General features: G+C 39.9%; 22 protein-coding genes. 2 read left to right on the plus strand and 20 right to left on the minus strand.

Annotation, left to right across the window (positions count from 1 at the left end):
* Positions 1–11: 11 nt before the first annotated feature.
* The 13 genes from SY85_RS21950 to clpB all read right to left on the minus strand — a co-directional run bounded on the left by SY85_RS21950 (position 12) and on the right by clpB (position 12272).
* On the minus strand, positions 12–230 hold the full coding sequence (locus tag SY85_RS21950) for a hypothetical protein (RefSeq protein ID WP_066407757.1): 219 nt from the start codon (positions 228–230) through the stop codon (positions 12–14).
* Between the two features lie 119 nt (positions 231–349).
* Complete coding sequence (locus tag SY85_RS21955) at positions 350–997, minus strand: YdcF family protein (protein WP_066407759.1); 648 nt, start codon at positions 995–997, stop codon at positions 350–352.
* Positions 998–1069: 72 nt separating this feature from the next.
* Positions 1070–1258, minus strand: a complete 189-nt coding sequence (locus SY85_RS21960) for a hypothetical protein (RefSeq protein WP_066407761.1) — start codon at positions 1256–1258, stop codon at positions 1070–1072.
* Positions 1259–1413: 155 nt separating this feature from the next.
* Complete coding sequence (locus tag SY85_RS21965; protein WP_066407763.1) at positions 1414–2295, minus strand: bestrophin family protein; 882 nt, start codon at positions 2293–2295, stop codon at positions 1414–1416.
* 462 nt (positions 2296–2757) lie between these two features.
* Positions 2758–2940, minus strand: a complete 183-nt coding sequence (locus tag SY85_RS25510; protein WP_148661259.1) for a hypothetical protein — start codon at positions 2938–2940, stop codon at positions 2758–2760.
* 25 nt (positions 2941–2965) lie between these two features.
* Positions 2966–3127 (minus strand): hypothetical protein, encoded by a 162-nt coding sequence (locus tag SY85_RS25735; RefSeq protein ID WP_158513020.1) that lies wholly within the window; start codon positions 3125–3127, stop codon positions 2966–2968.
* Positions 3128–4281: 1154 nt separating this feature from the next.
* A complete protein-coding gene (locus SY85_RS21970; protein WP_066407765.1) occupies positions 4282–4854 on the minus strand; it encodes a hypothetical protein in 573 nt (190 codons plus the stop codon).
* Positions 4855–5217: 363 nt separating this feature from the next.
* Positions 5218–5757 carry an OmpA family protein gene (locus SY85_RS21975; RefSeq protein ID WP_148661260.1) on the minus strand — a complete coding sequence of 180 codons (540 nt, stop codon included), beginning with the start codon at positions 5755–5757 and terminating at the stop codon, positions 5218–5220.
* 210 nt (positions 5758–5967) lie between these two features.
* On the minus strand, positions 5968–6225 hold the full coding sequence (locus SY85_RS21980) for a hypothetical protein (protein ID WP_066407770.1): 258 nt from the start codon (positions 6223–6225) through the stop codon (positions 5968–5970).
* A gap of 93 nt (positions 6226–6318) precedes the next feature.
* A complete protein-coding gene (cysK, locus tag SY85_RS21985) occupies positions 6319–7230 on the minus strand; it encodes a cysteine synthase A (protein WP_066407772.1) in 912 nt (303 codons plus the stop codon).
* Positions 7231–7604: 374 nt separating this feature from the next.
* Positions 7605–8450 carry a serine O-acetyltransferase EpsC gene (gene epsC, locus SY85_RS21990; protein WP_066407774.1) on the minus strand — a complete coding sequence of 282 codons (846 nt, stop codon included), beginning with the start codon at positions 8448–8450 and terminating at the stop codon, positions 7605–7607.
* A gap of 290 nt (positions 8451–8740) precedes the next feature.
* On the minus strand, positions 8741–9208 hold the full coding sequence (locus SY85_RS21995; protein ID WP_066407775.1) for a response regulator: 468 nt from the start codon (positions 9206–9208) through the stop codon (positions 8741–8743).
* Positions 9209–9650: 442 nt separating this feature from the next.
* Positions 9651–12272 (minus strand): ATP-dependent chaperone ClpB, encoded by a 2622-nt coding sequence (gene clpB, locus SY85_RS22000; protein WP_066407777.1) that lies wholly within the window; start codon positions 12270–12272, stop codon positions 9651–9653.
* Positions 12273–12353: 81 nt separating this feature from the next.
* On the opposite strand from clpB, the gene SY85_RS22005 reads away from it, so the two are divergent.
* The gene (locus SY85_RS22005; protein WP_066407778.1) at positions 12354–13406 is read left to right on the plus strand and encodes a serine hydrolase domain-containing protein; all 1053 of its coding nucleotides are present in this window, start codon (positions 12354–12356) and stop codon (positions 13404–13406) included.
* A 48-nt stretch (positions 13407–13454) separates the two neighbouring features.
* On the opposite strand, the gene SY85_RS22010 is transcribed toward SY85_RS22005, so the two are convergent.
* On the minus strand, positions 13455–15365 hold the full coding sequence (locus SY85_RS22010; RefSeq protein ID WP_066410069.1) for a DUF3857 domain-containing protein: 1911 nt from the start codon (positions 15363–15365) through the stop codon (positions 13455–13457).
* A gap of 4 nt (positions 15366–15369) precedes the next feature.
* Positions 15370–17388: a transglutaminase domain-containing protein gene (locus SY85_RS22015; RefSeq protein WP_066407779.1), complete on the minus strand. Its 2019-nt coding sequence runs from the start codon at positions 17386–17388 to the stop codon at positions 15370–15372.
* Between the two features lie 63 nt (positions 17389–17451).
* Between SY85_RS22015 and queG the strand changes: the two genes are divergently transcribed.
* On the plus strand, positions 17452–18378 hold the full coding sequence (queG, locus tag SY85_RS22020) for a tRNA epoxyqueuosine(34) reductase QueG (RefSeq protein WP_066407781.1): 927 nt from the start codon (positions 17452–17454) through the stop codon (positions 18376–18378).
* Here the strand turns inward: queG and SY85_RS22025 are convergent.
* The 5 genes from SY85_RS22025 to SY85_RS22045 form a co-directional block, all read right to left on the minus strand.
* Complete coding sequence (locus tag SY85_RS22025; protein WP_066407783.1) at positions 18367–18933, minus strand: hypothetical protein; 567 nt, start codon at positions 18931–18933, stop codon at positions 18367–18369. The genes queG and SY85_RS22025 overlap by 12 nt on opposite strands.
* A gap of 7 nt (positions 18934–18940) precedes the next feature.
* Complete coding sequence (locus tag SY85_RS22030) at positions 18941–20197, minus strand: LVIVD repeat-containing protein (RefSeq protein WP_066407784.1); 1257 nt, start codon at positions 20195–20197, stop codon at positions 18941–18943.
* A gap of 62 nt (positions 20198–20259) precedes the next feature.
* The gene (locus SY85_RS22035) at positions 20260–21768 is read right to left on the minus strand and encodes an outer membrane beta-barrel protein (protein WP_066407786.1); all 1509 of its coding nucleotides are present in this window, start codon (positions 21766–21768) and stop codon (positions 20260–20262) included.
* Positions 21749–22366, minus strand: coding sequence for an RNA polymerase sigma factor (locus SY85_RS22040; protein WP_226998939.1), 618 nt, complete (start codon positions 22364–22366; stop codon positions 21749–21751). Before SY85_RS22040 ends, SY85_RS22035 begins: the two co-directional genes overlap by 20 nt.
* An 83-nt stretch (positions 22367–22449) precedes the next feature.
* Positions 22450–23772, minus strand: coding sequence for a RagB/SusD family nutrient uptake outer membrane protein (locus SY85_RS22045; protein WP_066407796.1), 1323 nt, complete (start codon positions 23770–23772; stop codon positions 22450–22452).
* Between the last annotated feature and the right edge of the window lie 5 nt (positions 23773–23777).

Below are 23777 nucleotides of genomic sequence, written 5' to 3' on the forward strand. Positions count from 1 at the left end.
GATAAATCGATTTATGGAATGCCCAGCGTTTCCTCATTACCTGTTGAAGAACCGCTATTGTCCTGTTGATTACGTTGTTGATCTTCGCTTCTATTGCTGTCGCTGGAATGGGTTTCTCTATCTGGAATAATCCAATTTGGCCGGTATTGAGGTGTATTCGAATTACTCACTTGTTCAGTCACTTGTTGATCAGTTTGTCTTGTATTTGATTGGTTTTTATCTGTAGTCATAATGGGTGATTTTTAGCAATGGAATGCGGAAAAAACAGTGCCAGATGCTTCTCGCCCACAATAATAAATAGGGGATAGTATGCCTTTTATTTAACAAGACGGCTTTATAAGCTGTGGGCTCAATGCACTAATTGTTTATTGAATCCAAGCGCAACTAATGCTTCATAAGCCTGCCATATATTGGTAGGTATGTGTTGCTCAATTTGAAAACCTTTAGCTGGATAGAGCTTAATGCGTTGAAGATCGCCAACCATTATATTAATGACTTTTTCAAGTGGAATTTCGTCATTAGCATATTCTGTAAAAGGGATTTGTGGCGAAGTAACGATTAACTCTTTATCAGGCCAATGCTTTTTAAAAGTGGCAAAGCTGCGGCGCTCCATGTACGGCTTTTGTACTACAATAAACGTATTGAAATCAAACTTGTTGTTTTTTAAAAGCTGCTGCGTAAAGAGGATATTTTCACCTGTATTTGTTGATTGGTCTTCAAGTAAAATAACTTCTTTGGGTACGCCTTTTTCTATGGCAATGCGGGCAAAACGTTCGGCTTCACTCTCTGTCCACATTTCATGTGTAAGCCTGCCTAGGCCACCTGAAAAAATAAGAATAGGAGCCCAGCCTTGGTGATATAGCTCTGCAGCTCTTTCTGCTACACGCGTGTCATGGCTGCCTAAGGTAAGAATACAATCTGCTTTCTGTAATGTGTGTTGCATATGGTGGTAATCCCATAGCTTTTGCGCCAATTGTAAGACTTGGTCTGTTATCATAGACCAGCGAATTTACTCTTTAAGTTTGGCTGTTGGAGTGTGTTCTGAATAATCAAAGAAGTTTGAAGAATATTAATCGCGGTCTGTCATTGCTTCCTTATGCTGCTGTTCTGCTTCTGCCTCTTCTTTTAAGTCAGTATCGTTATCCTGCTTTTGATTTACCTGTTCAAATGGACTAACTCTTTCATCATCCCTTCTCCCTTCCCGCAGCAAATCGTCTCGCTCTTGGTTTTTAGAGGTGTCATTTCTGCCGTTGGTCATACTATCCTTTTTTTAGGATAGCCACTAAATTGATGCCATGACTGGATGAGCAGTCTAGAGTCTACGGTAGACAGTCCACGGCATTTTCCTACTGTTGACTGACGACTGTAATCTGTGGACTTTTTCGACTTTTTTTTCATAGAGACCCTGTACCCCTAAGCCAATATCTCCGCTACATTTCTTTTAATGTTCTCGTACATGCGTTGCATCGGGAGGTCGTTTGTGTCGTTGCCAAATGGATCTTCAATTTCTTCAGCAATTAATTCTAAGCTTCCTAATACATAAAAGACAAAAACAACAACAGGTATTATTAAATAGCCTAGGCTGAAAACATAACCTACAGGTAAAGAAATGATATATAAGAAAATGAATTTCTTTATAAAGTTACTGTAGGAAAAGGGGATAGGTGTGTTCTTAATTCGTTCGCATGCACCGCAGATATCTATGAATGCCGATGCCTCGGTATTCATAAAAAGTAGCTGTTCGCTGGTAATTTGTTGTTGTCTTTGTAAAAGCAATAAGCGATTCATGATCAATGAAGCCACCTGGTTGGGAACATGCTTTGATCGATCAAAGTTGGGAATTTCCGGGTGAGGCTTTTCGTCTAAAGAAAGGCGTGTTGCTTCGGATTGCAAATGCTGTTTTAACTCCAATGCAAAACGGGGAATCAGTTGTATAAAAAAGCTGCGGTTCTTATCATCATCCTGTGCCAGTAGACTGTTTAGCTTAATGGCCAGGTTTCGACTCGTATTCACTAATGCACCCCATTGCCGTCTTCCTTCCCACCAACGGTCATAAGCCGTGTTTGTACGAAATACCAATAACATAGAAATAGCAAAGCCCAGTAAACTATGTAATACCGAGATGTTTTTGATAGAGCTTTCTTGCGATAATTTAAAATAATGCAATTCTAAATAGGCTATCAGCCATGCATAGAGGGCAATAACAATTAACCAAGGAAAAAGCTTCCGGAAGGTATCGGACTTCGGAAAGCCAAGTATAAAACGGGCCCAGTCTTTAGGGTTATAACTGATCATACTGAAAAATGAAAGTGCAAAGGTAGTTGAGTAGATCAGAGTTGCCGGCTTCGTTTTAGCGAATTGATTTCAGACGGCTTTGATTTAAACATTTTATAAAAAAATAAGTTGTAAAAGATGTCATTTAGTGGCAATGGATATATGGCTTTTATCGAAAATACATGCTGGTAATTCCGCCTATCTTTAATAATTTTTCTAATGTAGGTTTCAGATGCCGTTTTATAGTTTCTATGTATGAAAAATGGCGCTTCATTTAGTTTATACTATGGGCAGGCTCTCCATCAAAATAGATTTGTTACAAATCTTCAGATAATGGAAAACAATGTCAAGGCCGAACTAAAAGCTGATCTTTGGGATGCGCTTCGTTTGTTGATGCTAATTCTGGCAATTGTATTTGTGTTTGTAGCACTGATTATTTACTTCCCCTTTTAAAGATTAAGTCCACACAACCTTATATCCTGTTTAGATAGAGTTGCCCATTATAGAATGGTGTTTCCAAGGATAAACCAATACAGTTCTGTACGCATCTGTAGAGCGTAAATACATAGTGCCGATCCGTAGTTGATCTATTGATTGCCAAGGGGTAAGAGTACTGTTTTCATTTAGTGTAAGGTTAATGGCGGTGTACGCAAGTTCTGTAGCCATTGTTACAGGTAATTATTTGCCTGTTTTATCGGCTGTACAAAGCCGTGAAACTAAACAGGAAGAGCGAAAATGCCATCAGTAATAAAATAATAAGGGTTAATTGAAAGCGAATAGATCGGCCTCGGAAAGCCACATTTTTCTGTAAAGCTGTTTCCAGCTTGGTCAAAGTCACATTAATTACTTTCATAAAGTTTAATGGTTAAGGCTAATGGGGCATACCTGAACGGTATGATCATATGCAAGGGTCAGCAAAGATAGGGAGAGTTACAAAATACTAACCAGTTTTTGCTGCCCGTCAAGTAATTGATTTTCTTTTGCAAGGCAGGGGTTTAAATAAGATTTTATGGAACGGTATTTGGGCTAACATTTTATATTTTCGTTTTCACAGCAAGCAAGGAAAGAGCCAGTAGTAAATGCTACTGGCTCTTATTTTTAGGGCTTCTGTTATATAAATAATTAATCTAAGTGATTAATTCAATGTCAGTTAGCTTTTCCTCGTCAATAGGGCTTTTAAGCTCTTCAATAACTATTGCTTACCAGCTTGTCTAGAGATGGTAAACAAGCTGAGGGTATGTGGTAAAATGAATAGGTGAAAGGATGTAACGCCTTTGAATAAACGTTTCTGTTTATTCCAAGGCGTGGTGCCAAATGAATCTTATATTTTTGAAATATTGCTGTTTGATTCATGATTTCATGAGAGAAGGCAATTAAATAGGCAGCTGGATAAGCTTTTTGTATCTTTAGAACCTTCTTTAGGAGCCGTTTTTTCCTACTTATATTACACTCTTATATACTGTTTGTGGCTATTATTAGGCAGCTTGCTTAACCGGGTTATGGTGGTACGGGTGAGGTAGGGAAGGGTGGGGCCAAAGGGTCGGCCGAAGGATCGGCTGAGGTACGGGTGAGATACGGAGTTAAGTAGGCTTCCATACGGAGTAACCTAGTCTTCCATACGGAGTAACCATGTAGGGACAGAGGAGGAGTAGGCAAGGTAGAAAGGAGTAGCAAGCAAGGAAGACCGAAAGATGAGAGTTGTCTGAACCGGGATTTGGGGAGATTAAGGGATTACGAGGATAGATTAGGTTACGTTGAGTTTTTCTTTAATGCAAAATCCCCCTAAAGATGAGGTGACACACCAGCTACCTTTGATAAGATCAGGATTAAATTTAAAGTGACAGACAAAAGGCCTTATATATAGAGCAAGCTAGTTGTGAATGGAAAGATGAAACCTGGAACTATCCATCACTGGCATTTGAGAGCCCCCGACGTAGGTGGATCCCGTTTACGTACTGGCGATTTGCTGGTCTCTTGCACATTATACAACAATTACCAATAAGCCTATCAGTAACCCGCTCGAACGGTTTGGTTGGGAACTAAGGCAATGGCGGCCTTATGGAGCACTAGCTTTTCAGCAGTTTTATCCATTGACAGTTCAATCCATCCCATATAAAGTTTTCCTGCTTTGTCAATTTGCACAGGTAAGTATTGGTGGTTAGCCTCTGACCAACGCCCTTGCCAGAAGGAAGGTGGGGTCATGGTGGTGATCTTCTCGGTTAAAACAATGGCTGAAATTTCGTACCAGGTATAGCCAGGATGACTCAACATTATGGGCTCGCCCTTTTTTAAAACTGGCGACTCGTCGTTATCACTATTTAAAAGGTTGGTTTTAATTTTTGATGAAACATAAAATTGCAATCGGTCTCTTACTAAAATAGGATCACCAACCAATTGGGTTTGAAAGGAGAAGTCTACGGTGCCGTCGCCATCAAGATCCATTTGCTTTCGGGAACCAAACTTAACTTCCGCATTCTTTAAGTCGGTATATCGCATGTTGGGTTGATCCAACCCTCCATAGTCTGGGGTGCAATTAGTCAAGGTGATGGATACAAAAGCCAGAAATAAAAAGCGGGTCATTGTTTTGGTATTTATGGTTTGACTAGCAAGTAAAGAAATAGTTATGATGATGCCTATATGTGTTAAATGCTTTTAACGCAAGTATCAGATGGCGCTGCAGAAAATAGGAATGGACTGTAACTTTAGCAGCCAAGTTTTACATAAACAACCACTTCAATCCAATGGCTACGTAAGTACTTTATAAATAGGTTTGCCAAGTTTCTGTAGAGAGATTTTTATCGATGCATACTGTAGTACAATTGTTTTGTAGTGTGATTGCTCTAGCGATGCTGTTATTTACATTATCCTTTCAATAGGCACGTAAGGCTACAATGTCTACATGACGTTTTCCCAATGGGTGCTCTTTAAATTGTACTGAATCAACTAACTGGATTTTTTTATTGGTTGTATTGTTAACTGTTCAGTCGCTATATTGCCATTTTGTAAAAGCCAGTTGCGTATAGTTTCGATTCTTTGTTGTGTCAGTTGGAACTTGTCCTTATCATTATTGGAGTTATCATTGTGTTCGTAAATACGGATCAGACCATTCGTATACCGTTGTTCAATAGAGTTTGCTACTTCGTGCAGTAATTTAATAGCTTCTGAGCGCAGCGCACTTTTGTCTTTGTCAAACAGGAGCTCTTCTTTTACACTATAAATAGCGTAGTTATTTGTTTCTCTAACAATAATATCCCTATTAGTAATTTCATTATAGTTGGCCGCTGGAGCATTAAAATTTATTGTATTCCATTTGAATTTTGCCGCATGGCTAGACGCGCTTGTAATTGTAGCAGCTGCTCTATTATACTCTTCTTTATTGGGCTGGTGCGTTAGAAAAAACAGGACAGCTATTAAGCCTATACCTATTATTAGCCAGAGTATAAGGGAACTACGTTTCTTTAGCATAAAATCTAGATCTGCCAATGCACTCTTTTTAAAGCTCTGTGGTTAAAACTGTGCCACTTAAAATATTATTTTAGAATACTACTGCTATAACTAACAAAATACGGATATGGTTGCAAAATAGAAAGGCTGTAAGTCGGCAAAGGCAGAACTGGTGTTGATCTGCCTTTGTTCATCGCTGTTAGTAACAGCTGAGTAATAACTTAACCTTTGCAATAAATTGGCTTTTCTTTATCTGTTGGAGCTCACACCATCAGACCCTTCAAGCTTCACCAATTTATTATAAAGGCCCATGATCAAAATTGGTGCAGCCCAATCACTTATGTAAATGCCTGCTTTTTTTGCACGAGTTAATTGCATAATACCGCCTGCTGCTAGTAAGCCTAATCCAGCCCATAAAAAAATGTCTGAAGGGAACTTAGCAGTTTGCTGCTCAATATTACGGGCTACTTTACCCTCGCGGTGCGACACGTCGTAGTTTGTTGCCATAATGTGATTCTCCTTTTTTATTTCCAGCGTTCAACTTTCTTGCCAACTGCATGAAAATTAAATTAGAACTACGGTAATGGCGCAAGCGGTCAATTAAAATAATCCTTCAATAGAAAGGTAGCGCTCACCTGTATCATAATTAAAAGTAAGTACGCGAGAACCTTTAGGTAACTCTGGTAGCTTTTTAGCTACGGCCGCCAAGGCTGCTCCTGTAGAAATGCCAGCTAGAATCCCTTCTTCTTTTGCCAGGCGTTGTGTAAATGAAAATGCTTCGTCTTTGCCTACAGTTATGACACCATCTAAAGCTTCGCGATTTAAGATGGAAGGAATAAATCCAGCACCCAGGCCTTGCAGTGGATGGGGAGAAGGAGCGCCACCACTTAAAACTGGTGAAAGTTCAGGTTCTACGGCATATACTTTCAAGTTGGGTAACTGTTTTTTTACTATTTCTGCAATAGCGGTAATATGACCACCTGTACCTACACCTGTAATGACAGCATCTAATCGATCACCAAAATCATCAAGTACTTCTTTTGCGGTGGTTTTACGGTGGATCTCTGTATTAGCAGGATTATCAAATTGTTGAGGTATCCAGGCATTAGGTGTTGATTCAGCTAGCTCATTCGCTTTTTCTATGGCCCCTTTCATGCCTTTTTCGCGCGGGGTTAGTACAAATTCGGCACCATATAATGACATCAGTCTGCGCCGTTCTATACTCATGCTTTCAGGCATAACCAGTATTATGCGGTAACCTTTAACAGCTGCTACCAGGGCCAAGCCGATACCTGTATTGCCAGAGGTAGGTTCAATGATAACGCTCACCTTTTTGAGAATACCTTTTGCTTCCGCATCTTCTATCATAGAAAGAGCAATTCGGTCTTTAATGCTGGCACCTGGATTTTGCCGTTCCAGTTTCATCCAAACTTCGTAATCGCTATCAAACAATTTATTGATCCTAACATGTGGTGTATTGCCAATCAGTTCTAAAATGTTGTTTGCTTTCATGTTTCTATTTTTTATTAAAACCAAATCGTAAAGTGAACTTGACTTTGTTAGATCGTTGTATCAATGATTCGATAGACTACAGCATAAGCTTTCATGATGATGATACCGTTTATAAAGTCAAGCTTAGGCAATCGTTTATTAATATTGGCCAAGCCAATTGATTGGCCATGGATACAAGATATTGGCACTTGTCATACTGCCGTTAATTCATATGGAGCAATCTTATTGTCGTTTTGACTATAGGGAAGAATATAAAGATAGTTTGTTTTCAGAAAAGAAGGTATACTGTGCAAGCTAACTATCGATATCTAACGCTTTAAGCACTTGTACCAGGTAGTTGATTTCCCTTGGGGATGCCCTCTTTCAAAATGGCATTAGATAATGAAGTTGATTGGCTCTTCAAATGGCTCTTTGCCTTTTACTTTTACTTCGCTTTTATGGTATACAACGGATTTGGGTGGCGTGCTATGCGTAACCCATACATTTCCTCCAATGATGCTATCGTGGCCTATGACAGTGTCTCCGCCTAAAATAGTGGCACCCGAATAAATAACTACATTGTCTTCAACAGTTGGATGTCGCTTGGTCTGAGCGTATTCTTTTGAAACATTGATAGCACCTAAAGTAACTCCTTGGTAAATCTTTACACCGTTTCCAATAACCGATGTTTCTCCGATAACGATTCCTGTTCCATGATCGATAGCAAACGCGCTTCCTATTGTTGCACCGGGATGAATGTCAATGCCGGTTTCACTGTGAGCGATTTCCGCTAGCAGGCGTGGCAGATATGGTAGTTTTTGCATCCAAAGCTGATGAGCTACCCGGTGCACGGTGATAGCATAGAAGCCAGGATATGTGGCCATAACCTCCATAATACTTGTAGCCGCAGGGTCAAAAGTATATATGGCATCTGCATCTTCTCGCAGGCATTGATAAATTGTTGGAAGGGTTTCCATAAAGCGCCGGGTGTGACTGGTCGCCAGTTCATTGTTTTTAACTGTTGCCTGTATTAATTGTTCCAATTCTATTTTGATCTGTTCATACTGTATGAGCAACTCTTCCTTGCTACATGGGCTTGGTGTACGACAAATAAAAAGTAAGCTAAAGATCTGGTGGATGAAGTTAGCCGCTGAAACTCTCCCGGGAAAGTAGGGTAATTGTTCTCGCTCTTTTAATAGTAGGTCTATAAAAGCTTCATGTGATAAGTTGGGACTGTGCATATCGAATAGCTTATTGATGCAGATGATAGATGAAGCAAAGGTCGTTTGATTGTCTTAAAATTTTAAGATGAACTTGGTTGGGAGGGGTGCTAAACTCTGGAATTAATACTGGGGCTCATTTACGAACATAGCGTTTTGGATACCTGTCAACCAAGCATGACAGGGCCTAAATAGCTTTTAATTATGATTCTGACAGATAAGATGATTTAGCCAGTTTTCAGTTGCTGTAATATGCAATAACAATAGTTCTAAAATATCGCATTCTGGGTAGTACCTATTTTGAGAGAAAACTATATCGTTTCGGTATGGTAAGGAAGGTATCTGTTATTGTGGTAGAATTGGGCTTTAATAGCAGCCGGCGCCTCCCATGTCATAGTAATAATATCTTTAAGTGATTGTACAAGCAGAGAGAAGTTAGTTGGTTTTTTAAAGTATAATGTTGCTCCCATTCCATAGGCAGTATTGATTTCTTTGGGGTTGTCTGAACTGCTATACATTACAATGGGAATATGTGCATAATTAGCGTTCGCCTGTATATCATTCAGGCAATCAAAACCACTGATTCGAGGTAAATTAATGTCTAAAAAAATTAAGTCGGGCTGAAAGGCCGCAATTGCTGTCAGAGCAGTTTCACTTTGGTGTACATACGAAAGTTGTAAAGAACCCGATATTGATTTAAGTGCTTGTTCAAACACATCACAATCATCTTTGTCATCATCAATAAGTAAGATATTTTGAATTGCTTTGGCTGCTGGCATAAGGTAATTTTTGAGGTATACTCATCGTTTAGTCGAACTACACAGCTTTTTAATGATATAAGTGAATGTACAAACTTCTATTGGCTATGTAAAGACTTAATATTTATAGAGAATTCCCTAAGCGTATCAGGAAAGAATTGAACTCGGTTAAAGGCAGCTTTGAAATGGTTCTGAATATAGTAAAGGATAATTACAGCAAAAGCCTTAAGAAATAAGTGTAAAATAGGCCGGCCCTGTAGATACAGGGCCGGAGTAGTGCATTTATTACATGCACATGAGGAAATACAAAGTTATTTTAACAGAACGAGCTATTGTTTAAGAAAAGGTTAAGTGTGCAAAAAAAATGGATGAATGGAAAGATAATTTATATGTAAAAAAAGATGAACCAGAGTAAATTATAAGAAAAAGCCCCTGTTGAACAGCAGGGGCTAAAAGGACTTGTTTACATAGATTGTGGCTGTTCCACATCGTTTCTAAAAACAACCACGCCATCAAAAACATCAACTAAAACCGGATGGGTTTTGTCAATATCACCGGCCAGTATTTTCTTACTCAAATTATTAACGATTTCCTTTTGAATTAGCCGCTTTAACGGCCGGGCTCCAAATTGTGGGTCAAAACCATTTTCTGCCAGGAAGTCGACCAAATAGTCGGAGAATTGGAGTTGTATACCACTATGAGCCACTAAGTTCTTCAGGTTTTCTAACTGAATGCGTATAATTCCCCGGATCTCGCTCTTCATTAAAGGTTGGAATAGAATGATTTCATCTACCCGGTTTAGGAACTCTGGTCGGATCGTTTCTTTTAATCTTGTCATGACCTCTTCCTTGGTGCGATCTACGACTTGCTCTTTATTTCGTTCCGTTACATCAGCAAAGTTTTCCTGTATAATATCGCTGCCCAAATTGGATGTCATGATAATGATGGTGTTCTTGAAGTTCACCACCCGGCCTTTATTATCGGTAAGGCGGCCATCGTCAAGTACTTGCAGCATTATATTCCAAACGTCAGGGTGGGCTTTCTCAATTTCGTCTAACAGTACCACCTGATAAGGTTTGCGTCTAACGGCTTCTGTTAATTGCCCCCCTTCATCGTAACCTACATAGCCTGGAGGAGCGCCTACCAAACGAGAAACGGTATGTTTCTCCTGATATTCACTCATATCGATCCGGGTCAGCATATGCTCGTCATCAAATAGGTAATCAGCGAGCGCTTTGGCGAGTTCCGTTTTGCCAACGCCTGTTGTACCAAGAAAGATAAAGGACCCTATCGGTCTCTTGGGGTCACTCAGTCCAGCACGGCTACGACGAATAGCATCTGCAACAGCTGTAATTGCTTCGTCCTGTCCAACAACGCGGTTGTGTAATTCAGCTTCTAAATGCAAAAGCTTATCCCGCTCACTTTGCAACATCTTATTTACGGGTATGCCTGTAGCTTTAGCTACACTTTCCGCAATGTCTTCAGCATCCACTTCTTCCTTCATCAAACGGCGACTGTTCTGGCTAAGCTCGTTCAACTGTACTTGTAAGTCACCAATACTCTGTTCCTGCTCTTTGATCTTACCGTATCGGATCTCTGCTACTTTCCCGTAGTTTCCTTCACGTTCAGCCTGTTCGGCCTGTAGTTTTAGGTTCTCTATTTCTGCTTTGGCAGATTGTATCTTTTCTACTAATTCTTTTTCCTCTTGCCACTTGGACTTTAGTGTGTCACGTTCAACCGCTAAGTTGGCAATAGTTGTATTCAATTCTTTTAACTTCTCTTCATCGTTCTCGCGTTTAATGGCTTCGCGTTCTATTTCAAGTTGGCGGATCCTTCTTTCAAGTTCGTCTAGTTCCTCGGGCATGGAATTCATTTCCAAGCGAAGCTTTGCAGCGCTTTCATCGATCAGGTCAATCGCTTTGTCCGGTAAGAAACGATCAGTAATATATCGGGATGATAGCTCTACCGCTGCAATAATGGCTTCATCTTTAATACGTACATGGTGGTGTGTTTCGTAGCGGTCTTTGATACCTCGCAAAATAGAAATAGCATCTTCAACAGAAGGTTCGTCTACCATTACTTTCTGGAAACGGCGTTCTAATGCCTTATCCTTTTCAAAGTATTTTTGGTATTCATTTAGGGTAGTAGCTCCAATGGCGCGTAGTTCGCCACGGGCTAAAGCTGGCTTTAAAATATTTGCAGCATCCATTGCGCCTTCACCGCCACCAGCACCAATAAGTGTGTGTATCTCATCAATGAATAGTATGATTTCGCCTTCGCTCGTGGAGACTTCCTTTACTACTCCTTTCAAGCGCTCTTCAAATTCGCCTTTGTATTTGGCGCCTGCAATCAATTGGCCCATATCCAAAGCGAAGATGGTCTTGCTTTTTAAGTTTTCGGGTACATCGCCATTAACAATGCGCATTGCCAAGCCTTCAGCTATTGCTGTTTTACCTACGCCGGGTTCACCTACCAAAATGGGATTGTTTTTGCTACGACGAGAAAGGATATGTAAGGTTCTGCGAATTTCTTCATCACGGCCAATAACAGGGTCTAATTTGCCTTGGCGTGCCATTTCGATTAAATTCTTAGCGTACTTATTTAACGTATTGAACTGTGTTTCCTGGGTTTGGGAAGTTACGTTGCTGCCTTTGCGTAAGTCCTTTACTGCTGTTATTAACCCGTTTTCGGTTAGCCCGGCATCCTTTAGCAAGTTGGCTGTATTATCATTCCCTTGTACAATAGCTAATAAGAGATGCTCTGGCGTAACAAATTCGTCATTGAATGTTTTAATTATGGAACCGGCCCTCAATATAGTGTTGTTGGCATCCCGGCTAATAGACTGTGCTGGGTCGCCACCTTGTATTTTGCTCAGGCGATCAATTTGCGCATTTAGTTTGCTCTCCAATTGGTGAATGTTAACTGCATTCTTTTTCAATAGAAATTCTACTGGTGAGTCTTGTTGATCGAGTAATGCTTTTAGCAGGTGTTCGGTTTCTATGTTGGCATTCTGATGATTAAATGCCAGCTGCTGGGCCTGTTGAATAGCCTCAGCTGCTTTTATGGTAAAATTGGATAAGTTCATAGCTCGTCTCTTTTATATTTTTCTTTTGAATCTTTCTAGTAAGTTCACAAACAATAATCCAACCAATATTAATCAGTTACTATGACAGCTAATACCTTTTTGAACTGTCTGAAAGTCAGTCTTGTAGCGGTTTTTGTGACCATATTTCAGCTTTCTTATGGACAAAGTTCCTGGAACGATGTAGAACAAGCCATTGCTTCCCGCCAACAATTATTAGGGAAGGATATGGTTGTCTTAATTGCCAATAAAGACAGCCTACTCTTTCAAAAGACAGTAGGGGAGTTCAATACAAAAACCGCCGCTCCAATTGCTTCTGCCAGCAAATGGCTTACAGCAGCGTTGATCTTACAGGCAGTTGAGGAAGGTAAGATCTCCTTGGATGATAAGGTGGCTACCTATTTGCCCATTTTTGAAAAGTACGGCAAGAATTACATTACTATACGGCATTGTTTGTCGCACATGACGGGTATACAAACTGAGCCAATGAAGTTGTTGAAATTGTTAGAACGGAAAAAGTTTGCTTCGCTAGAAGAGGAGGTAAACAGCTTTGCTGCAAAGGAGATTCAAAATAATCCGGGTGAAGCTTTTCGCTATGGAAATATCGGTTTGAATATAGCCGGACGTGTGCTGGAAGTTGTGTATAAGAAGAAGTTTGAGCAGCTTATTCGCCAAAAACTGCTTGTGCCATTAGGTATGCGGAAAACTACCTTTCAAACGATGGATGGTTCGGCGCCTAACCCCTCTGGTGGTGCTGTATCAACAGCAGAAGATTACCTGAAGTTTTTACAAATGGTATTAAACAATGGAACCCTTAACGGTCAAAAGATCTTAAGCGAAGCGTCAATTACTGAAATGCGTAAGATTCAAACGACGCCAGCTCAAATAAAACAAACGCCAAAATCGGCTGAAGGGTTTATGTATGCATCTGGTAGTTGGGCTTTAGAAACAAATAGCGATCAAAAACAAGCGGCGGTATTAGCTAGCCCTGGGTTATTTGGTACATGGCCAATGGTGGACTTCTCTAGAGGCTATGCCTGTATCTTTTTTGTAAAGAACCTTTTGGGTGAAGAGCGGGCCGACGCTTATTTAGATATCAAAAAAGTAATTGATCCCCATTTTTCAGTTCATAAATAATGCAAGCTCTTAGCTTTAAAGAAAAAGCCCCGGTTTGCGGGGCTTTTTTTATTCTGTTTTTTTGACCAACACCAGCCGGCTGCGGTCGGCTTTGTAAATACGATCATAGAAATCGGCTAGTTCTTTAAAGTCCTTTGCTGGGTATTTCCCAGCATACTGTTCGCGTATACGGATGTATGTCAGTTTATTCTTTTCCAGCTTTAGAATGGAAGAATAGTACCCGTACTTGGTTTTTAAAGAAAGCGACTGAGGGATCGATTCTGGTTCGTAGCCATTAGGTAAATCTATGATTACACTATCAATGTCTTTGAATTCATAGTTAATACTGATGTCCGTTAGGCGTTCTGTTTCTGTATTTAGTTTGGTATTGCTTCTGTTAAGGACATTCGGAGTTATGAACAACCGTTTGCCTGTAATGGTGGCGTAGTTATTTACATCCACATCTAGCTGCTCTAATATTTCTGGGTGTTCACTTTTTTGTTCCTGGTAGGCAAAATCATTGATGTTATAGGTGGCTAGATCAAACTTCTTTTGTAATACTTCTTTAATCTTGTCTCTGGAAAGATTATTGATCATCTGATGCAAGTAGTCTTGCCGTACAGCGGCATACACACTCTTCGCATTTGCATGAAGTTTACCGGTTTCATCTATCACTCCTGTAATGGATCTTGTTTGGCGATTATCATTTAATGAGTACCTGGGTGTACTCACTAAGGTGCCTCCGTTTTCGTTAATTATCAATGCCTTGCGGTTTCCTGTGAATTCACCCATATAGCCTGCCGGTGCCGTTTGGCTTGTACACTCCAGCCATAGCGTATCATTTTGCATTGGTACACATAAAATAGCATGATTGAACTGGTTAGAAGGAAAGTCTTCCATTAGATAGGTATCGTTAGCCCCAGCTCTAATAAGTGCATAATATGAATTGATGTTAGCCTCTTTTAATAAGCTATACATATAATTGGTCAACGCCTTGCAATCGCCATACCCCTTATTGGCAACATAAGCTGCATCAAAAGGCTGCCAACCGCCAATTCCTAATTGAATGCTAATGTATCTCGTGTTTTTCTGCAAGAAATCATATAGCAGCTTCACTTTCTGTTTATTATCAGAAATACCAGCAGTTAATTGCTGTACTTTTTGTTTAATGAGGTCTGGTAAAACATCACGACCCTTCTTAAGCTCATAAAGGAACTTGCCAAAGTCCGTCCAGGAAGCCATATTGCCGCTATAGCCCTGCACCTCGAAAGCTGTTGGCGCTATCCTTACCATAGTTGTCAACTCCTGCCAGCGGGGTGAAAAGGATTCTGATTCAATGGCTGGCTTATTAGTCAACCGCCAATTGAAACTCTTTTGTCCTTTGTCTGTTTTTATACTAGGCTCACCCTTATAGTTAAGCGCTTTATATCTTATTGTATAATCAGATGGGCAGGTCACCGTAAAGCTAGTTTTTTCAACAGCTATATATTCATCATTCTGTGTCTCCCAAGTTGGAAAATGAAAGCTTTGATTTTGTTTAATGGTAACGCTATATTCTACAGTATATGGGTAAACCTTATAATAGAAGTTATGTGCCTTCACTCGGGTATCTTCCATTAAACTTATGTCACTAACGCCGCTCAAATCTTGAATATCTTTGGTTTTCAGCTTCTTTATCAGTTTGCCAGTTGCATCAAATAAACTTCCTTCTATTTCACTAACTTCTCTCATTTTATCATACCACTCTACAAACTGCGCTTGCTCATCGCCATTTTCATTCAATATAGTAACAGCATATTTATGCCGTAATGTAGATGAAGTCGTGCTTTTGATCTCAAACATCATTTCTTCAACTCGCTTTACCACGTTTGCGTTTTTCAAGAGCGAGTCAGGGATGGCCTTGACATTATAGTTGGGTTGCGCTCTTATAGTGAATGCTGTCAAAATTGAAATGCAGAATAAATAAACCGTTCTTTTCATAGGACTATTTTTTCTTCTTAAGTACAATCTGTTCATTGTGCTTTTTTACGATAAGATCAAAGAAGCCTCTGAGCCCTTCATAATCTTCAGCGAAAAAGTTGGCTTTTTTTAATTGTACACGTGAACGCATTTGAATCATATTTTCATTCTTTACCATTATGTATTCAAAATAGCCTTCTCCTTCATTCAGCGCTACTTTTGTAGACTTTGGTAATTCGTCTACTTCATAACCTTCTGGGATAAACATATTCATGACATAGGTTTCATCTATCGTATAAGGCATTTCTACAGGGTAGGCTCTTTCGGCAGACTTGAAATAGTTATCCTTATACCCTTCACCAAACATGGGGTTGATATATAGGATGTTCTCAGTTCCAATATTGTTAAGCTTAATATTGTACTTTATGGCTAAGGGCTTCTCATAAGTCGCTAATGAATCAATTTGGAAATCACTTAATTCAATATTGTCAGTAAAGGAGGATTTCATCGATTTGAAAACATTGTCTTTTCCTTTCTCAGCTAATTTCTCCCGCATAGAAAGCGATTCATAGTAACCAAGGTTTGATGTAAGGCTGCCTACGTATTTCCCTTTTTCATCTTTACCAAAGTTTACCAACGTGGTTTTCCATTCTTTTACAGAATCAGCGTCCAGAAAGACAGGTTGAGGATCTGCGCTAATGATTCTCGAGTGGCCGTTGTAACATTTAATAGGTAAGTAATTAAAGCCAAGCTTGGGCTTTGTGGCATCTAAAAAATAAGCTTGGTCGTTGTCTATTACTTTGGCAATTACATAATTGAACCGGTCTAATAAAGGATAAATCTCGTGCGTATAACCATGCTCCCGAGTGCTTAGCAAAACAGGGTCGGCTTGTATATCTTCATGCTTTAACATAGCAATAAGTAGAAGATTGATGTCTGCGGCACTACCATTCCTTGTTTTAAAGGTGTTCTTTAGAGAAGTAGTTAAATACATTCCGTTATTGGTACAAGTAAAATTATCTCGCACATAGGCATATATCTTTTGCGCTTTTTCCAGTTTCGATTTAGAAGTATTTGTTATGTTCTTTATTTCATCATCTAACCAGTTATTGTTTTTAGACAGTGTAGCACCAAAGTCTTCATGTTTCAACAATTCTTCACTCGCTTTCTCCCAATTACCCATAATATTTTGAGGTACAGTATTAGGGTACCGGACTTCTGATAATTGGAATTCAATTTTCGAAATATGGTTTTGCAGCGATGTAGTAAAGGGCTCTTCTTTTAACGCCGGTACATTCTTCATTACCCAACGAGAATCAGTAATTCTGCCGTCTAATTTGTAATAACTGTTAGCTGATGCACCTCCAGGTTCTACTACTGTAAATGAGCCACGCGTCTCCTTTCTTGTATTAATATTAAACTTATTAGAACCTTGTGATAAAAAAACGTAGTTGAAAAATTCTGGCATACTTACATTGTATTCACTCCAGAGGCGAGGATAGCGGCCTTGAAACTGCCAAGGTTGGAGATTGAATAAAAAGTCTGAGGTAATTGTATAGGCAAATTCAATGATGCAACCCTCTTTGACAGCCGGTAGCGTAAACTTTTTGACTATCAAGTTTTTGTTGATTTTATCTTTAAAAATGCCCGATTCCTCCAGCTTGGTAGCTACAACATTCCCATTTTCCAAATGGTAGGTAGCTGCTTTTATTGAGCTTAGTTTTTCTTCACTGTTTCCAGAGGTGTAAAGAGGTATTTCTACACTAGCTAGATCAAAGCCATCCTTTTTTAGAATTTTAATACGGGCGTGGCGTTTAAAAACAAGACTGAACCGACCTTTGGAGTTTCCCTCAAATTCAGAAGAGCCAATATCTGCAATATAGACACCACTGGCACTAGAATCGAAGTTTTGTTTGGAAAGATCAAAATCTGCAGCAGTGATTTTACCAAACTTTAAACTTAATTTATCCTGGGCTGCTAAGTAACTTTGCGGGAGCAAAAAAAAGAAAATAACAAGTAGCAGGACTGGTGCCGTCTTTTTCATACAGTTGTTTTGGTTTATTGTCGGAGTTTAACGGGCTAAAGAAATATAAAATATCTGAGATAAATGCTTTCCATTGAAAAAAATACCGCCTTGGTTAAAGCAAAAGCGCAGGCTTTTGGGTTTGACTATTGTGGTATTGCCCAAGCTAAGCGGTTAGATGAAGATGCCCGTCGTTTAGAGGCTTGGTTAAATAAAGGACTGCACGGAAAAATGCAGTACATGGAAAACTACTTTGACCTACGGATTGATCCAACGAAGCTTGTGCCGGGGGCAAAGTCCGTTATTACACTGTTGAAGAATTATTACCCACATGAACAAACGCCTAGCGGTCATGGTATTTCAAAATATGCCTGGGGGCAGGATTATCACACTGTTATCAAACAGCATTTAAGGAGCATGATTCAGGAATTGCAAGTTGATCTCGGTCAATTTGGTGGCAGGGGATTTGTCGATTCTGCACCTGTATTAGAACGTACCTGGGCGCAACGTAGTGGTTTAGGCTGGATTGGTAAAAACGGTAACCTGATTACAAAGGGAAGCGGATCTTTCTTTTTTATTGCCACCCTGATCGTAGATGTCGATCTTGTTTATGATGATCCTTTTGCCAAAGATTTTTGTGGCAGCTGTCAACGATGTATTGAGGCTTGTCCTACCCAAGCTATTCTACCCGATAAGACCATAAATGGTAGTCAATGTATTTCCTATTTTACCATTGAGCTAAAAGATGAACTAATTCCAACTGAAATGAAGGGCAAGTTTAACAACTGGATGTTTGGTTGTGATACATGTCAGGATGTGTGTCCATGGAACCGGTTTAGCAAGCCGAATTCAGAGCAAGGATTTACGCCTATTCCCGAAATATTAGATTTTACTACAAAGGATTGGGAAGAACTAAGCGAGGAGGCTTTCCGAAAGATATTCAAGCATTCCCCGCTTAGCCGTTCTAAATACAAGGGTATCCAACGAAATATAAAGTTCTTAAAGAGTTAGCCCCATTTTAAAGACATACCTTCTTAGGCTGTATTCAAACTTCTGAAAGTCGCTAGGAGGAGGGGGCCAGGAAGACCGCTCGGGGTGTAGGTTTATGATCTCAGATTTGTTCTTAACGCTGTATCCAAAGCTTATGGTTACTGCGTTTGATTTAAAAGCACCGAAGTTGTAGCCAACTCCCAAGTCGTAATATAATCCTCCCTTTACCTCTGTTACAAACCATTCCTGCGGCTCTACATTACTCCAAATAAAATGGAAGCCACCATCTGCATAAACAAAAGGTGTACTGCTTTTTTGGAATAGATGTTTCCTGAGCTCTAAAAATAAGGGTACAGATCGTTGCTTATAGTAATCAAGCCCTATACCTACACCAGCTACGTAGGTTTGATATTTTATCCCGTTGATGGATTGTAGCAATAGGGCTGAACCATCTTGTCCTTGCGCTAAGCCAACCTGATTAATGGAATGGAATTGTACAGCGTTTGCCTTCTTCGTTTTTTGTGCATTAGATAAAATGCAAGTGCTTAGTAGAATAGCTGTTAGTAGATTTTTCATAGTATGACTATAAGGTTATAGCTACTTTACTAAGTTGTTTGATGTTGCTTCTATCCGAATAGTCATATTGATAAAGGCCATCCTTAGCTACTACTATCGCCACATTGTTATGTAATATGACATCATATGTCTCAATACCTTCTATTCTTTTTAATACCTGCAACTGATTTACATCTTTGGCGTCATAAATCTTCAACCCATCCTTGCCATCACAGATGAATAAGAGGTCACCATCTTTAGATAAGCCGTGAGGGTTGGTTAAGCTGTATGTCTTGATCAAGTTTGGTTGTAACAGGTTACTGATGTTTAAAACTTCAAGTTGGTTGGTAAAACCATTGCATTGCGTTCCTGAGCGAAGTGTAACATAGGCATGTTGTCCATCCGTAATGACAGGGTCGCAACTGCGTACATGTGAAAACTGTGAAATATAGGTAGGAGAGGATGGTGTTGTTATATCATAGATCAACATACCATTATTAGAACCAATAAACAATTTGTCCTGAAAGGGATAGATGGTCTCAATATTCCAGTTACCTAACTGCTTTTGGTTGATCTTGCTTGGATTGGATGTTTCTGAAATGTCAAAAGTATAAAGCTCATTGGTGCTAACTGTATACAAGTAATTGTTTACAATAGAAAAGCGCGCCATGGAGCCTCCCATGCCTGTAGGTTGAGAAGCTGAAGCACGTACCGTAGCATCGGCGGAAGCATACATGCAGTTGGCGCAGTTGTTCCAAAACCGGGTAGTCTGACATTGTACTGTTGTGTCTCTTTCTGTGTAACCCACTACTACTTTCAATGAGTCCGGGTTAGAGCTGTTCCCCCAGTAGAAGCCTCCTCTGAATGGAAATACATTATTGATAAATTTTTTCGCTGTAACCTGTGTAGGCTTGCTGATATCAAACACAACCATATCCGAGTAGGAATCAGCGTACAGATAATTTCCTTTTACAGCTAAGTCTACATTGCCCGGGATCGGAATAAAACTGATATTACGAGGAGATGAGGGGTTTGTATTGTCTATGATATGAATGCCTTTGTTAAGCTCATTGAGAAAGATATAGTCATTATAGAGGTAGAGTTTCCCTGTTTGCTTTAAATCCTGCGGTACAGTGCTTTTCATGGAAGCCCTTACCTGACTTAGACTTTGGTAAATGGGTTCATAAATCTTATAGGTACTTGTGCAGGTGTCTTTCACACAGCTAGTAAGGGCCATCAACAAACAAAACGCAATGGAATTTGCTAAAAGCGTCATTTGTTTCATATGTGTCATTTTCCCTCTTGACACCTACTTTAAAAATGACGTTGCGTAATAGGGCATTTTTTTTAGAAAGAAAAGGCTGTTTTTAACCCTGTTGACAGGAGATGATGATTCTTATTCTCTTTTTCCAAACTGGTTAAGCCAAATTGTAAATAAGGACCAACCTGGATACTCAAATTTTTGTGTTGCCAAACGTTGTAGGTTACTCCACTAAAAAACTGTAACTGCATTTTTGAGAATAAGTCATTGTTTTGATAGTAGATGCGGGCATTTGGGTCATATACCAATGCATTGGTTTTAAAGAGGTAAGCGAGGCTTAAGCCCGTTTGTAAATGCAGGGGCAGGCGTCTATTTACTTTCCATTCAATGCCTAGAGGCAATTCCAAAAAATGGTATTTATTTACATATTCTTGAAGCTGGCTGTTAGTTTGTACTGGTCGATAGAATTGGCTTAAAACCATATCAACGGAAGCAGACCTAAAGATCATCGTATCTCTTACCACTGTTTGACCTACACTGTTTTTAAGCGTTAAATAGCTATATTGGAAGCCCGCTGTTGTTGAAAATCGCTTATCAATATTTCTTTTTACAGCGATACCAACATGTAATGCCGCTCCGTTCTCCATTCTTGATGGCTGAAACGCAGCAGGTGTGGGCGTTGTTGATGGAAACCCGGCATTTGATAGAGGATCACTCATGGCTAACGGTGTGCCAAAGGCTTTAGATAGAAAGTCGGTTTGTAAAGAAGCGATTCCGTAGGAGGCTTGCGCTGTCCACGACCATTTTCTCACCTTTTCCTGCCCTTTTTTGTTTTGTATTGAGTCTGAAATGATGGTTGGTTTTAGTTCTCCTTCTTTTATACTTATTAACTGGTCTAAAGGTTGGGTTTTAGTAATAGAATTACTTGCCGGATCGGCTGTAATCTCTGTAATATATCCAGTTGTTACATCTTGAGTTGGTTCGCTTATAGCGGGTAGTAATATTGCTTCACCTGGAACTACTGTAGTAGTATTCTTTTGTTTCAATGGTTGTGTCGGGCTTACTTGTTTTTTCGCCCTAGCAATGATCGCTGATTTATTACTTAGTTTTCCTATTGGCTTTGTATGATCCGTTTTTTCCTGGCTAATTAAAATAGATTTATCTGGTGTAGCGGGGGGACGCACATTGGTCTTTACTGTGGCAGAAGAACTATTTTGGGCAGCCTCATCTGAAGATAAACTTTTGGTTGTTTCGGTTGGTGCTTTTGGATTTATAGATATAGCTGTAATAGGCTGCTTCTCTGTGTTAGTGGCAGATTCCTTATTTGAAGGATTTAAAGATTGCTTATTTTCAATTTGTGTGTTTGGCGTAACTATTTTAGAAACCTGATGGTCATTTATAGTAGTTAAAAGTTTGATGCCCCAAAACATGCCAGTTCCTAAAAGCAATGGGAATAGCCAAAAGACGATCGCACGTCTCCGTTTTTTCTTTTCCCGTATTTCCTTTTCCACCTTTTGCCAAACAGGGACAGAAGGAGTAAGCGAAAGCTCCTCTAGCTTATGTTGAACCTGTTTTTCAAAATTTTGTTCTTGCATACGTCTCCTTTTTTATGTCGCCGTTTTTCTTTTCAAGCCAGTTAATTAATAACCCCCTGGCTCGAGCATATTGTGAACGTGATGTACCCTCATGTATGCCTAAAAGCTCACCGATTTCAACATGAGAATACCCTTCTACGGCATGCAGGTTAAAAATGGTTTGATAGCCGGTGGGTAATTGTCGAATGAGCTCGGCTAGCTCTTTGGCACCCAACCTGATCTCCGGATGATCACTGGTTACTGCATGCAGGTAATCATCGGTATAAATCATTTCTGTCTGGTAGCGGCTATTCTTTTTAAGGTAGTTAATGGCGGTAGTAACCATAATGCGCCGGATCCAGCCACCCAATTCGCCTTCATGTTTGTATTGGTGCAGATTACGAAACACTTTTATAAAACCTTCTTGCAACACATCTTCGGCATCGGCCATAGATTTAGTGTACCGGTAGCATATGCCCAGCATAGGACCCGCAAATAGGTCGTACAGCTCCTTTTGGGCTGCTGGCTTTTCTTTTAAGCAGTCTTTGACTAACCGGTAATAGTCCATGAAGTGATTCTTGCCCCATTGACAAGAGGTAATGGGAAAGCGTTGCAGCAAAGGAAAAGATTTTTTGCAACGCAAAAGGAGTGCGTGTAATGAACTGTAAAAAGAAAGGCTACCAGTTGGTAGCCTTTACTTAATTAGAATGTAGGATCTGCGGGGGTATTGGGGTTATTATCTCGTTCCTGGAAGGGGTAAGGGAAGAAGTTCCGTTTACGTTCCTCTAAAGGACGGGCTAAGCGACGCATATCCTCTAACCGCAAACCAGACATGAATAATTCAATACTGCGCTGGCGATAGATCTCCGTCAAGATTTGATCTTTTGTTAATGGTCCAACAATTGGAGTAAGATCGGCACCTACACCAAAAGCATCTTCTGATGGTTTTTTAGTGATGACCTTGTTCAATTCTATCAACGCTTCAGGTAACTTATCCTGTCTAGCATAGGCTTCAGCCTTGATCAACAGCATTTCACCTGGAAGGTAAATTGGAACAGCTGTTGTACCAGAAGCATAAAATCCTTTGATTCTGTAACGTGGTGCTATGCTGGTATTAATACCTACATAGAATGGGATTCTTTTATCAGCTACATTGGGTTCTAATACTTTAGGTAATCCTAATGTGGTATCTACCGGTTGAAATACGTTATTCGTTGCTGTTGCTGATTCAAATACTGGATTCTGGTTCAAGGCATCAAATGTAAGGACGGATGTCTTGGTCAGGTCCACTTGATTAGCCGCCGATAAAGCAGTGGCATAATCTCCGGCAAATAATGAATAGCGCGCTTTTAAAGCATATAGGGTATTCAAAATATCAATCGGGTAAACTTTTGTGGTAGCATCCTGTACTTGCAGTCTGTTTAAAACAGCCGTGCTAGGCGCGGCTGCCGTATAAGCTGCTATAGCATTATTCAGTACTGCAACTGCTTTTTTATAACCATCAACGCGGTTAATGAATCCTACGTTCTGTCCTGTTGTGTCAGGAACTTTTTCCCAGAACATGGCCAGGTTTCCAATTGAAAGGGCCTTAAAGATGGAAGCATAGGAGATCAATCCACTGGCATAAGATTTATCACCCAGACCATTGGCAAAACGGATAACATTGTCAGCATCAAAAATGATCTTGCTGCTTTTTGTCCATACGTTGTTTAAAACGGTATTGGTTCCATCAACAGCGCTACCTCCGGTAGATAACTGCAATTCAGGAATATTACCGGCATTTCTTAAAATCAACTCTTTGGTAACAAAACCATTCGCATTTACCAGTGCGTAAAGTGAGCTGGCAGCTGAAACGGAATAAACCTTTTGTAAACCTACGGCTACTGCTGTTGCGCCTCTGTCAGAAGCAAAGATCTGGTCGGTAGTAGCCTGGTTAGGGTTTTTGTAGTCTTTCTTGCATCCTGTAGCTGTAACAGCAATCAGGGATGATGTTAAAACAAATATGTTTAAATAATTCTTTTTCATAAAAG

Origin of the sequence: Flavisolibacter tropicus (genome assembly GCF_001644645.1) — a bacterium.
GTDB lineage: Bacteria > Bacteroidota > Bacteroidia > Chitinophagales > Chitinophagaceae > Flavisolibacter > Flavisolibacter tropicus.